The organism is Asanoa sp. NPDC050611 (assembly GCF_040654855.1).
GTDB lineage: Bacteria > Actinomycetota > Actinomycetes > Mycobacteriales > Micromonosporaceae > Asanoa.
In genome coordinates this window covers 1-12,039 of sequence record NZ_JBFAIU010000235.1, presented here as the reverse complement: position 1 = coordinate 12,039, position 12,039 = coordinate 1, and the positions used below count along the sequence as shown (strand labels likewise).

The 12,039-nt window shown below is 73.3% G+C and carries 12 protein-coding genes; 5 read left to right on the top strand and 7 right to left on the bottom strand.

The window, feature by feature from the left end; all coding sequences use genetic code 11:
- Positions 1–136 precede the first annotated feature (136 nt).
- The 7 genes from AB0H87_RS28775 to rimP form a co-directional block, all read right to left on the bottom strand.
- On the bottom strand, positions 137–1,147 hold the full coding sequence (locus AB0H87_RS28775) for a bifunctional oligoribonuclease/PAP phosphatase NrnA (protein WP_360152292.1): 1,011 nt from the start codon (positions 1,145–1,147) through the stop codon (positions 137–139).
- A 20-nt stretch (positions 1,148–1,167) separates the two neighbouring features.
- Complete coding sequence (rbfA, locus tag AB0H87_RS28770) at positions 1,168–1,644, bottom strand: 30S ribosome-binding factor RbfA (protein ID WP_360152289.1); 477 nt, start codon at positions 1,642–1,644, stop codon at positions 1,168–1,170.
- Positions 1,645–1,748: 104 nt separating this feature from the next.
- Positions 1,749–2,042 carry a DUF503 domain-containing protein gene (locus AB0H87_RS28765; protein ID WP_360152287.1) on the bottom strand — a complete coding sequence of 98 codons (294 nt, stop codon included), beginning with the start codon at positions 2,040–2,042 and terminating at the stop codon, positions 1,749–1,751.
- A 103-nt stretch (positions 2,043–2,145) separates the two neighbouring features.
- Positions 2,146–5,133 carry a translation initiation factor IF-2 gene (gene infB, locus AB0H87_RS28760; protein ID WP_360152284.1) on the bottom strand — a complete coding sequence of 996 codons (2,988 nt, stop codon included), beginning with the start codon at positions 5,131–5,133 and terminating at the stop codon, positions 2,146–2,148.
- Positions 5,134–5,215: 82 nt separating this feature from the next.
- A complete protein-coding gene (locus AB0H87_RS28755) occupies positions 5,216–5,566 on the bottom strand; it encodes a YlxR family protein (protein WP_360152281.1) in 351 nt (116 codons plus the stop codon).
- An 8-nt stretch (positions 5,567–5,574) separates the two neighbouring features.
- Positions 5,575–6,639: a transcription termination factor NusA gene (gene nusA, locus AB0H87_RS28750; RefSeq protein WP_360152278.1), complete on the bottom strand. Its 1,065-nt coding sequence runs from the start codon at positions 6,637–6,639 to the stop codon at positions 5,575–5,577.
- Positions 6,636–7,289 carry a ribosome maturation factor RimP gene (rimP, locus tag AB0H87_RS28745; protein WP_360152275.1) on the bottom strand — a complete coding sequence of 218 codons (654 nt, stop codon included), beginning with the start codon at positions 7,287–7,289 and terminating at the stop codon, positions 6,636–6,638. Before rimP ends, nusA begins: the two co-directional genes overlap by 4 nt.
- 133 nt (positions 7,290–7,422) lie before the next feature.
- On the opposite strand from rimP, the gene AB0H87_RS28740 reads away from it, so the two are divergent.
- The 5 genes from AB0H87_RS28740 to AB0H87_RS28720 form a co-directional block, all read left to right on the top strand.
- The gene (locus tag AB0H87_RS28740; RefSeq protein WP_360152272.1) at positions 7,423–7,935 is read left to right on the top strand and encodes a hypothetical protein; all 513 of its coding nucleotides are present in this window, start codon (positions 7,423–7,425) and stop codon (positions 7,933–7,935) included.
- A complete protein-coding gene (locus tag AB0H87_RS28735; protein WP_360152269.1) occupies positions 7,932–8,351 on the top strand; it encodes a ferritin-like domain-containing protein in 420 nt (139 codons plus the stop codon). Before AB0H87_RS28740 ends, AB0H87_RS28735 begins: the two co-directional genes overlap by 4 nt.
- A 43-nt stretch (positions 8,352–8,394) precedes the next feature.
- On the top strand, positions 8,395–8,973 hold the full coding sequence (locus AB0H87_RS28730) for a PadR family transcriptional regulator (protein ID WP_360152266.1): 579 nt from the start codon (positions 8,395–8,397) through the stop codon (positions 8,971–8,973).
- A complete protein-coding gene (locus AB0H87_RS28725) occupies positions 8,970–9,683 on the top strand; it encodes an ABC transporter ATP-binding protein (RefSeq protein WP_360152263.1) in 714 nt (237 codons plus the stop codon). The genes AB0H87_RS28730 and AB0H87_RS28725 overlap by 4 nt, the downstream gene beginning before the upstream one ends.
- Positions 9,680–12,039 (top strand): FtsX-like permease family protein (locus tag AB0H87_RS28720; RefSeq protein ID WP_360152260.1); only part of this gene is annotated, 2,360 nt, incomplete at its 3' end. The genes AB0H87_RS28725 and AB0H87_RS28720, both read left to right, overlap by 4 nt.

Here is a 12,039-nt window from a genome sequence, read left to right as displayed (position 1 = left end):
CCTCGACGCCCAGGGCCCGGACCCGGTGGAACTGCACCTCCGCAGCCCCGACGGCGACCTGGACGCGGTCTTCGCGATCATCGACGCCCTCGACAGCTGGGCCTGCGGCAGTCCGGCCCCAGCTGCGAAACAGGACCTAGCCCAGTTGGGCGCGGATCGCGTCGACGACCTCGTCGACGGTGCCGCGGCCGGTGAAGCCGGCGGCCAGCCTGTGTCCGCCGCCGCCGAGCGCGACCGCGACCCGGCTGACGTCGACGGCGCCCTTGCTGCGCATCGAGACGGCCCACTCCGCGGCGCCGACCTGCTTGACGACCAGGCTCACGTCGGCCTCGGCCGCGCACCGCACCGAGTCGATCAGCGGCTCCAGCACGTACGCCTTCTGCTGGTGGCGGGCCAGGTCGTCGAGGGTCGCGTAGGTCCACACCAGCCCGACGCCGCCGGCCACCGCGGGCTCGAGCCGGGCCCGGCCGAGCACGTCGCCGTAGAGCCGCACCGCGCCGAACGGCCGCGTGTCGAAGACCCGGCGGGATATGTCGCCCGGGCTGATCCCGGTGGCGAGCAGCCGCGCGGCCATCTCGTGCACGGACGGCGTGGTCATCGCGAACCGGAACGAGCCGGTGTCGGTGGCCAGCGCGACGTAGAGGCACTCGGCGATCTCGGCGTCGAGCGGCACGTCCAGCCGGCGCAGCAGTTCGTCGGCGACGACCGCGGTCGCCGCGGCGTCGGGGTCGACGATGTTGATGGTGCCGAAGCCGGGGTTCGAGGCGTGGTGGTCGAGCACCACGGCCGCCCGCGCGATGCCCAGCCGGCCGAGCAGGCCGCCGAGCCGGGACGGGCTGGCCGCGTCGAAGGAGAGCACGAGGTCGGGCGCGGGGTCCGCGGCGGCTTCCGGCACGAGCAGGTCGAGCCCGGGCAGGGCCTGGAACGGCTCGGGGACGTCCGGCGGCCCGGGGAAGGTCGCCTGCAGGTTGGCGACGCCGAGGCGGCGCAGGCCGAGCCCGAACGCGAGCATGCTGCCCAGTGCGTCACCGTCGGGGTTGACGTGGCAGATGAGCAGCACCTTGTCGCTCGGGCGCAGGCCGCGCACCGCGGCGACGGCGGCCGCCCAGTCGGCCTCGCCCAGCCGGGCGGGTGCGCCGGCGGCCACCGCAGTGGCCGAGAGGTCGGTCACCGGCGCTCCTCCATCGGGGCTTCGTTGGCGACCTCGTCGTCGTCCTCGTCGTCATCGTCGTCGAGCTTGTAGGGCTGCGCGTCGCCCGCGTAGGTGGCGCCGGCCGCGAGCCGCTGCACCTCGGCGTCGGAGGTGCGCGCCCGCTCCAGCAGCTCGTCGATGTGCTTGGCCTGGTCCTGCACGTTGTCGTGGACGAAGGTCAGCGTCGGCGAGTGCCGCAGCCCGAGGGCCTTACCGACGGTGCTGCGCAGCAGGCCCTTGGCGCTGTCCAGCGCGGCGGCCGTCGCGGCCTCCTCGGTCGCGTCGCCGAGCACCGTGTAGTAGACCGTCGCGTCGCGCAGGTCGGCGGTGATCCGGGCATCGGTGATCGTGATCATGCCGAGCCGAGGATCCTTGATCTGGGTGCGCACCACCGAAGCCACCAGCTCCCGCACGCGCTCGGCGTGCCGGCGCACCTTGGCCGGGTCCGTCATCTCGTCACCTCCGCCGTCCTGCCTACGCTCAGACACTACCCGTGTCCGACCCCGCCGATCGGACCGCCGTTGGCCCGTCACCCGGGCACGAATACCCGTTACTGTCAGTCATCCTCGCCGTGCAGCCGACGCCGCGCGGAGAGCAACTCGATCTCCGGTCGCCCGGCCATCAGGTGCTCGCACGAGTCGAGCACCTCGGCCACGTGACCGGCGTCCGGGGCGATCACCGCCACCCCGATCTCGGCCCGCCCGACCAGGTCGAGCGAACCCACCTCGGCGGCCGAGACCTCGAACCGCCGCAGGGCGGCGACGATCGGCCGGACATAGGAACGCTTCGCCTTGAGCGACCGCGAGTCGCCCGGCAGGAGCACGTCGAAAACCACGGTTCCGGTGAACATCGGCGCACAGCTTACTGCCGTACACCGAAGATCAAATAGCGATTTCGGCCGAAGAAAGGGGGCGGGTGGCCGAAGCCGCCCGCCCCCTTTCAGAGAGCCGCGATCAGCGCGGCTTCTCGCGCATCTCGAAGGTCTCGATGACGTCGCCGACCTGGATGTTGTTGTAACCAGCCAGGGTCAGACCACACTCGAAGCCCTCGCGCACCTCGGTCGCGTCGTCCTTGAACCGCTTGAGCGAGCTGATCGTGACGTTGTCGGCCACGACCGCGCCGTCGCGGAGCAGGCGCGCCTTGGCGTTCCGGCGCAGCAGGCCGGACCGCACGATACAACCAGCGATGTTGCCGACCTTCGACGAGCGGAAGACCTCGCGGACCTCCGCCGAGCCGAGCTCGACCTCCTCGTACTCCGGCTTGAGCAGGCCCTTGAGCGCGGCGTCGATCTCCTCGATGGCCTGGTAGATGACCGTGTAGTACCGGATCTCCACGCCTTCGCGGTCGGCCGTCTCGCGGACCTTGTTGGACGCCCGCACGTTGAAGCCGATGATCGTGACCGCCTCGGACGAGGCGCTCGCCAGCATGACGTCGCTTTCGGTGATCGCGCCGACGCCCCGGTGGATGATCCGCAGCTGGACCTCTTCCGGAATGTCGAGCTTGAACAGCGCGTCCTCGAGAGCCTCGACCGAACCCGAGACGTCGCCCTTGAGCACCAGGTTGAGCGAGGTCTTCTCGCCCTCCTTGAGCTGCTCCATGAGCGTCTCGAGCGTGGCCCGGCCCCGCGAGTTGGCGAAGCTCGCCGCCCGCCGCCGTGCCTGCCGCTGCTCGGCGATCTGCCGAACGGTGCGGTCGTCCTCGGCGGCCAGGAACGTGTCACCCGCGCCCGGCACGGCGGTCAGACCGAGCACCAGGACCGGACGCGCCGGACCCGCCTCGGTGACCGGGTGCCCGTTCTCGTCGAAGAGCGCCCGCACCCGGCCGTGTGCGCCACCGGCCACGATGGAGTCACCGGCGCGCAGCGTGCCCTTCTGGACGAGGACGGTCGCCACGGCACCGCGGCCCTTGTCGAGGTGCGCCTCGATCGCGACACCCTGCGCCGGCCCGTCGATCGGAGCGGTCAGCTCCAGCGACGCGTCGGCGGTGAGCAGCACGGCCTGGAGGAGATCGTCGATGCCGATGCCGGGCTTGGCGGCGACGTTGACGAAGATCGTCTCGCCGCCGTACTCCTCGGCGACCAGCCCGTACTCGGTCAGCTGCTGGCGGACCTTGTCCGGGTTGGCTTCCGGCTTGTCGATCTTGTTGACCGCCACCACGATCGGCACGTCGGCCGCCTTGGCGTGGTTGAGCGCCTCGATGGTCTGCGGCATCACGCCGTCGTCGGCCGCCACCACGAGGATGACGATGTCGGTGACCTGGGCACCACGGGCACGCATGGCGGTGAACGCCTCGTGACCCGGGGTGTCGAGGAGCGTGATCGCCCGCTCTTCGCCGTCGTGGTCGACGTGCACCTGGTACGCACCGATGTGCTGGGTGATGCCACCGGCCTCGCCCTCGACCACGTTCGCCTTGCGGATCGCGTCGAGCAGCTTCGTCTTACCGTGGTCGACGTGACCCATGACGGTCACGACCGGCGGCCGGCTGACGAGACGGTCCTCGTCGACCGCGGCGTCGAGGTCGATGTTGAACTGCGCGAGCAGCTCACGGTCCTCGTCCTCCGGGCTGACGATCTGCACGTCGAAGCCGAGGTGCTCGCCCAGCAGCAACAGCGTGTCGTCGGAGCACGACTGGGTCGCCGTCACCATCTCGCCCAGGTTGAACATCTCCTGGACGAGCGAGCCCGGGTTCGCGTCGATCTTGTCAGCGAAGTCGGAGAGCGACGCGCCGCGCGACAGCCGGACGACCTGCCCGTTGCCCCGCGGGGCACCCGAGCTCATCGTCGGCGCCGACAGGTTGTCGAACTCTTGACGCCGCTGCTTCTTCGACTTGCGACCACGGGTCGGCTTGCCACCCGGACGCCCGAAGGCACCCGCGGCACCGCCGCCACGACCGCGACCGCCGCCACCGGGACGACCCGGCGCACCGGCACCAGCCGGACCGCCGCCGCCACCGGGGCCACCACGGTAGCCACCGCCACCGCCGCCGCCACCGGGACCGCCGCGGTAGCCACCGCCACCACCGGGACCGCCGCGGAAGCCGCCACCGGCACCGCCACCGCCACCGCGGTAGCCGCCACCGCCGCCACCACCGGGACGCCCGGCGCCACCGCCGGGACCGCCACCAGGACGACCGGCGCCACCGCCGGGACGGCCGGGACGCTGCGTCGGCATGGACGCCGGGCTCGGCCGCGGCGGCATGGACGCCGGGCTCGGCCGGGGCGGCATCGAGGCCGGGTTCGGCCGCGGGCCACCACCGGCACCACCAGGCCCGGGACGGCCGCTGCCGCCACCAGGCGTGATGCCGAACGGGTTGTTGCCGCCGCTGCGGCCCGGCGGACGGCCGGGACCGGGACGCGGCGCACCGCCACCCGGCGTGGGGCCGGGGGCCGGACGGGCGGCCGGCGAACCAGGCCGTGGCGGGACGCTGCCCGGGCCGGGCCGCGGCCGCGCCGGGGCGCCACCGTCGGCCGGCGGCTCGCGCCGGACCTGCTCACGCTCCTGGGCGCGGGCTTCCTGCGCGGCCTTGACGGTCGCTTCCTGCTCGGCCTTGAGCTGTGCGGCACGCTGCTCGGCGGCCGCCACCTCGATGTCGTGCGCGCTCGCCGGCTTGGCGACCGGCGTGGACGGCGGACCCGGAACCGGGCCGGGGCCCGGACCCTTCGGACGCACCGGCGGCGCCGCCGGGCGACGCGGCGGTGCGGGTTTGGCCGAAATCCTCGGCTCACTGGGGGCTGGGCGTCCGTTGCCCGACGGCGGCGCGGACGGCGCCGGCGCCTGGGAGCCCTCTACGAATGCGCCCCTCAGCCGGCGGGCGACGGGCGCCTCCACCGTGCTGGACGCGGACTTCACGAACTCGCCCATCTCCTTGAGTTTGGCGAGAACGGTCTTACTGTCGACCCCGAGCTCTTTGGCGAGCTCGTGTACGCGGGCCTTGCCTGCCACTGCACTCCTCACTCCGAGGCCGTGCGGGCAGCACCCGCAGCGACCTCACTCGTGCACTTGAAGCCTGGTCATTTCTGGGACTTCATCGTGTGCTCATGTCGGTCGTCCTACCCTGCTGCTGCGACACCCGCCCAGTCGGATGATCGGGCGTGATGGTTGACGCGTGGATGTGCTCGGCCAGCTCGCCGGTGTCAGCGACACCAACTTTACGTAGCGCCCGCCCGAAGGCACGGCGTTTGCACGCTAGCGCGAGACAAGCCGGATCGGGGTGCACATGCGCGCCCCTCCCCGGCAGTCTGCGATCCGGATCGGGTCGAAGTCGGAATGGATCTCCGTCGCCGACCGCGACGAACCGCAGTAGCTCGTTGGCTGGCGCACGTTGCCGGCAACCCACGCAGGTGCGCTCCGGCCGCGCACGTCGAGCCGCAGTCAAGTCTACTCCTATGCCCCGGCGGGCGCTCCGCCCGGCTCGGTTGCGTGATCCACACCGCGCTCCGGACCGCGCTCGGGAGCGCGCTCCTCGGCCGCCGCCGGCTCGCTGTCAGGCCGGATGTCGATCCGCCAGCCGGTCAGCCGGGCGGCGAGCCGGGCGTTCTGGCCCTCGCGGCCGATCGCGAGCGAGAGCTGGTAGTCCGGCACGGTCACCCGCGCGGTGCGGGTCGCCGCGTCGACCACCTCGACCCGCAGCGCCTTGGCCGGGGACAGCGCGTTGCCGACGAACTGGGCCGGATCGTCCGACCAGTCGATGATGTCGATCTTCTCACCGTGCAGCTCGCTCATCACCGCGCGGACCCGCTGGCCCATGGGGCCGATGCAGGCGCCCTTGGCGTTGACACCGGGGACGGCGGCGCGCACGGCGATCTTGGAACGGTGACCGGCCTCGCGGGCGATCGCGGCGATCTCCACGCTGCCGTCGGCGATCTCGGGCACCTCGAGGGCGAACAGCTTCTTCACCAGGTTCGGGTGCGACCTCGAAAGGGTGATCTGTGGACCCCGGAAACCCTTCGCCACGTGTACGACCACGCACCGGATCCGCTGGCCGTGCCCGTAGACCTCGCCCGGCACCTGCTCGGACTGGGGCAGCACGGCCTCGAGCTTGCCCAGGTCGACGGTGACGATGCCCTTCTCCGTGCGCGCCTCGTGCGCCTGGATCACGCCGGTGACCAGGTCGCCGTCGCGGCCGACGTACTCGCCGAAGTGCACCTCGTCGGTGGCCTCGCGGAGCCGCTGCAGGATGACCTGTTTGGCGGTCATCGCGGCGATTCGCCCGAAGTCATGCGGAGTGTCGTCCCACTCCCGCGTCACCGTGCCGTCCTCGTCGAGCTCCTGGGCGTAGACCAGGGCCGCGCCGGACTTACGGTCGATCTCCACCCGGGCGTGCGGCTCGGCGCCCTCGGTGTGCCGGTAGGCGGTCAACAGCGCGGTCTCGATCGCCGCGAGGATCGTGTCGAACGGGATCTCCCGCTCGCGCTCCAGTGCGCGCAGCGCCGCGAGGTCGATGTTCACCTCTCCTCGTCCTCCATTCCGTCCTCGTCGTCGTCGTCGAAGTCCGCGAGATCGTCGTCCGCGAGCTCGTCATCCGTCAGCTCGTCGTCCGCGACCTCGTCGGCCCGGCTGAACTCCACCTGCACCCGGCCGGGGCCCAGGTCGGCGTGGGCGATCGCGGTGCGCTCGCCCGCCACGTCCAACATGACACCCGCGTCGTCGACACCGACCACCCGGCCGGTGATCGGGCCGACCTTCACCAGCCGGCCGATGTTGCGCCGCCAGTGCCGGGGCAGGGTCAGCGGCCGGTCGACGCCGGGCGAGCTGACCTCGAGCTGGTATTCGCCGGCGACCAGCTCGTCGCCGCCCTCCTCGGCCGCGTCGAGGGCGGCCGAAACCGCCCGGGACACGTCCGCGACCGCGTCGAGGTCGAGGCCGCCGTCGCGGTCGACCACCACGCGCACCACGAACCGGCGCCCGGCCCGCGAGATGTTGAGGTCCTCCAGGTCGTAGCCGGCCTCGCCGACCACTGGCTCGACCACGGTGCGCAGGCGCGCCCGGCGGGCCGCGAGGTCGCCGCGGGGCGCCTGCGGGCCGGGTCGGGGCCCGGACCGGGCCTGGTCCTTGGGACGGCGCGCACCATCCGAGGCGGCTCGGCTTCGCTGTGCCATCGGGCCACCCTTCGGATCGATTCGTGCGGCATGCCGGCTAGCCACCGGACAACGTCAGGTGGCTGCGCAGAGCCTAACGCGCTGCGGCACGCGCCAGCCGAGCGGCGCACCGAACCCCCCGACCGTGCGGTCCATGGTGTTGACTGACCTGGTGCGCGGCGGTGATGAAAAGGACGAAACACCTATCAGGGTACGGCGACGTGCCGTACTCGCCCTCGGCGCGGTCCTCGTGGCCGGCGCGGGCGCGAGCGGCTGCGGGCTGCTCGACGACGAGCCGGACGAGCCGCCACCGCCGGACCCGCTCCAGCCGCTGGCCGACGACGCCGTCCGGCTGGCCGGGCTGCACCGGGCCGCGGCCGTCGCGTTCCCGGACCGGGCGGCCGTGCTGACCCCGATCGCGGAGGCGCACGAGGCCCACGCCAAGGAGTTGGCGCGGATCATGGCCACCGCGGCACCGAGCCCGGCCGCGTCGGCCTCGGCGTCGGGCGCCGGCACCGAAGAGGACGCCGTCGAGGCCCTCCGGGTCGCCGAGAAGGCCGCCTACGAGTCCGCCGTGCAGGCCTGCCTGCGCACACCGAACCACCGCGCGGCCCTGGTCGGCTCGATCGCCGCCGCCCGCGCCACGCACCTGGAGGCGCTGAAGTGACCGGTGAGCTGACCGCCGCGCTGGAGGCCGAGTACGCCGCGATCTTCGCGTACGGGCCGATCGGCGTGAAGCTGACCGGCGCCGAGCAGACCGCGGCCCGCGCCGCCGAGGCTGCCCACCGCACGCTGCGCGACGCGCTGGTGCTCGCGCTGACGGGCACCGGGCTGCCGCCGGCCAAGGCCGCCTACGCGCTGCCGGAGGCGGTCGTCGACCGGGCGTCCGCGCTGCGGGTGGCGATCACCGTCGAGGAGAAGGCGGCCGCGGTCTGGCGGGCCGCGCTGCCGGCCACGGTCGACACCCAGCGCCGCCAGGCCCTGGACGCGCTCACGGGCTGCGCGGTCCGGGCCACCCGCTGGCGCCGCTTCGCCAAGGCCAAGCCGATCACCGTCCCGTTCCCGGGGAAGGCCCCGGCTTAGGGCGATTTGCCAGCCGCATACTCCGTATGCATACTCAGTAGCCATGTCCATCAGACACGGCCTGCTCGCGCTGCTCGAGCGCGGCCCCATGTACGGCTACCAGCTGCGCGCCGCCTTCGAGGAGTCGACCGGCGCGACCTGGCCGCTGAACATCGGGCAGGTCTACACGACCCTGTCGCGCCTGGAGCGGGACGGCCTGGTGCGCCCGCTGCCGGAGAACGACGGGGGGCAGCGGCCGTACGAGCTGACCGACCTCGGCCGGGCCGAGATCGCCGTCTGGTTCGTGACCCCGATCAGCCGCACCGACCGGCCGCGCGACGAGCTGGCGATCAAGCTCGCCCTCGCGCTCACCACCCCCGGCGTCGACGTGCGCGCGGTCGTGCAGACCCAGCGCACCGCGACCATCCAGACCCTGCAGGAGCTGACCCGGCTCAAGCAGCGCTCCACCGACCCGGGCGACCTGTCGTGGCGCCTGATCCTCGACGCGATGGTCTTCCAGGCCGAGGCCGAGGTGCGCTGGCTGGACCACTGCGAGGCGAGCCTGGTCCGCTACCGACCCCCGGCTCCGAGCGCGGTGGCCGCTCCGGACGAGGCCGACGACCGTACGGAGGCCAACAAATGATCCTCGAACTGCGCTCTGTGCATCGCACGCACGGGACCGGCGAGACCGCCGTACACGCGCTGCGGGGTGTCGATCTCGGTGTCGCGGCCGGCGAGCTGGTCGCGGTGATGGGCCCGTCCGGCTCCGGCAAGTCGACCCTGCTCAACCTGGCCGGCGGGCTCGACTCCCCCAGCCAGGGTGAGGTCGTCGTCGAGGGCGAGGTGCTCGGCACGCTCAACCGCAAGCAGCTCGCCCGGCTGCGCCGCCGGTTCGTCGGCTATGTCTTCCAGGACCTGAACCTGCTGGCCAGCCTGACCGCGGTCGAGAACGTGGCCCTGCCGCTGGAGCTCGACGGCATGGCCGTCCGCAAGGCCCGCAAGCTGGCCGCGACCGCGCTCGACGAGGTGGGCCTGGCCGAGCTGGCGCCGCGCTTCCCCGACGAGATGTCCGGCGGCCAGCAGCAGCGGGTCGCGATCGCCCGGGCGCTGGTCGGCGACCGCCGGCTGGTGCTCGCCGACGAGCCGACCGGTGCGCTCGACTCGCAGACCGGCGAGGCCGTGCTGCGCCTGCTGCGCGCCCGGGTCGACGCCGGGGCGGCCGGCGTGTTGGTCACCCACGAGGCGCGGCACGCCGCCTGGGCCGACCGGGTGATCTTCCTGCGCGACGGCGTCGTCGTCGACACGACCAGCCCCGTCGGCGACCCGGAGCAGCTGCTCGGGGTGCAGGGATGAGCGTCTGGCGTACGTCCCTGCGGATCGCCCTGCGCGAGGCGCGCCGGGCCAAGGGACGCACGGCGATGGTGCTGGTGCTGATCACGCTGCCGGTGCTGGGCCTGGCGTTCGCGGCGGTCACCGTCGACATGTTCGACCTGCGGCCGGCCGAGAAGGTCGACCGCCTGATGGGCACGGCCGACGCGCGGGTCCAGTGGTACGACCGTGCCCCGCTCCAGCAGAGCCTCGACGGCCAGCGGTGGAGCAGCGAGCAGGAGCCCGACCCGTCGGCCGAGCCGTTCCTGCCGTCGCAGCGGGAGCTGCTCGCCCAGCTGCCGGCCGGCAGCACCGCGATCCCCGTGACCAGCGCGTGGCTCGAGATGCGGACCGCCACCGGCATCGGCTCGGCCGAGGTGCTCGGCGTCGACGCCGCCAGTCCGATCGCCAAGGGCATGGTCGAGGTCCTCGACGGCCGCGCGCCGTCGGCCGCGAACGAGGTGGCGCTGAGCCGCAAGTCGATGGAGCGCTTCGACGCGAAGATCGGCGGCACGGTGCAGGACGCCAGCCGCACCGAGACGTTCTCGGTCGTGGGCCTGGTCGAGACGCCCGCGAACCTCGGCGAGCTGATGGTCAGGGCGCCCGGCACCGAGCCGGTCTCCGCCTGGCTGGTCGACACGCCGAATCCGGTGGACTGGTCGGGCGTGCGGGCGCTCAACGCCAAGGGCATGGTGGTCGAGTCGCGGTCGGTGATCGTCGACCCGCCGACCGACCCGGAAGGCGCGCTGCCGCCGCCTAACGACGGCCTCGCCGGCGGGCTGCAGGTCGCCGCCGTGATCGGCGGGTTGGGCCTGTTCGAGGTCGTGCTGCTGGCCGGCCCCGCGTTCGCCATCGGCGCCCGCCGGCGCCGGCGCGAGCTGGCCCTCGTCTCCGCCAACGGCGGCACCCCGGCCCACCTGCGCCGGATCGTGCTGTCCGACGGGATCGTGCTCGGCCTCGCGGCCGCGGTGACCGGCATCGCGCTCGGCATCGCCGGGGCCATGATCGCAAGACCCCTCGTCGAGGTGTACGTGGCCAACGAGCGCGCCGGCGGCTACCGGGTCTACCCGACCGCGCTCGCGCTGGTCGCCCTGCTCGCGCTCGTCACCGGCGTCCTGGCCGCGCTCGTGCCCGCGGTGTCCGCGGCCCGGCAGGACGTGGTCGCGGCGCTGACCGGGCGGCGCGGTGCGCTGCGCTCCCGGCGCCGCTGGGTCGTGCTCGGCATCCTGCTCATCGTCGGCGGCGCACTGGTCGCCGTGGCCGGTGCGATGACCTCGCGCGCCGAGGGCATCGTCGGCGGCCTGGTCCTCGCCGAGCTGGGCCTGGTCCTGGTGACGCCGGCGCTGGTCGGCCTGATCGCCAAGGCGGGCCGGTCCCTGCCGCTCGGACCACGGATCGCGCTGCGCGACACGGCCCGCAACCGGGCTGCCGCGGCACCCGCGATCTCCGCGGTGATGGCCGCCGTGGCGAGCTGCGTCGCCATCGGCACGTTCCTGGCCAGCGACAACGACCGGCAGGTCGAGCAGTACCGGACCGGGCTGCCGCTCGGGTACGCCGCTGTGCAGCTGGCCGACGCCGACAAGGGCGTACCCACCGTCGAGCGGGTCTCGGCCGCGGCCGCCACCAGCCTCGCCGTCACCGGCGTGCGCCAGGTCGACGGGATCGGCTGCCCGAAGGTCAACGGCGAGCAGTCGTGGTGCTACGTGACCGCGAAGCTGCCGGCGGAGCTGGCGTGCCCGTACAACAACAACTCCGGGCCCCTGCCAGACGAGCAGAAGCGGTTGGCGCTGGCCGATCCCCGCTGCCAGACGCCGGCCTACTTCTACGGCAACTTGCCGTTCAACACGGTGGTCGGCACCGGTGACAACCTCGCGGCGCTGTCGGCGCCGGACGAGGCGGACATCCGGGCCGCGGCCAAGGTGCTGTCCGCGGGCGGCGCGGTGGTCAGCGACGCGCGGATGATCCAGGACGGCAAGATCACCATCGAGGTACGCGGCGACTCCGGCAACGGCGACGGCACCGAGAAGGTGCTCAGGACCGCGAGCGTCCCCGGGTACGCGCTGCGCAGCGGCGTCGAGGCCGGCCAGGGACCGCCGTCGGCCGGCTCGATGATGCAGCGCAACTACCTGTCCCCGGCGGCGGTGGCGGCGCTCGGCCTGGAGACCCGGCCCGACGGCTTCGTCATCGCGACGGCCAAGGTCCCGGACCAGGCCGCGCAGGACAAGCTGGCCGCGTCGATCGCCGAGCTGCCCGGCAAGGGCTACGCGACGATCGAGCTGGGCGCGCCGACGGGCCTGCCGACGGAGATCCTGGTGCTCGCGGCGGCCGCGATCATCGTGGC

Excerpts from the sequence above, each read along its gene's own strand:
- AB0H87_RS28765 (WP_360152287.1), bottom strand. The coding sequence starts at position 2,042 with ATGTTCACCGGAACCGTGGTTTTCGACGTGCTCCTGCCGGGCGACTCG.
- AB0H87_RS28740 (WP_360152272.1), top strand. The coding sequence starts at position 7,423 with ATGGTGTTGACTGACCTGGTGCGCGGCGGTGATGAAAAGGACGAAACA.
- rimP (WP_360152275.1), bottom strand. The coding sequence starts at position 7,289 with ATGGCACAGCGAAGCCGAGCCGCCTCGGATGGTGCGCGCCGTCCCAAG.
- AB0H87_RS28730 (WP_360152266.1), top strand. The coding sequence starts at position 8,395 with ATGTCCATCAGACACGGCCTGCTCGCGCTGCTCGAGCGCGGCCCCATG.
- rbfA (WP_360152289.1), bottom strand. The coding sequence starts at position 1,644 with ATGACGGACCCGGCCAAGGTGCGCCGGCACGCCGAGCGCGTGCGGGAG.
- AB0H87_RS28725 (WP_360152263.1), top strand. The coding sequence starts at position 8,970 with ATGATCCTCGAACTGCGCTCTGTGCATCGCACGCACGGGACCGGCGAG.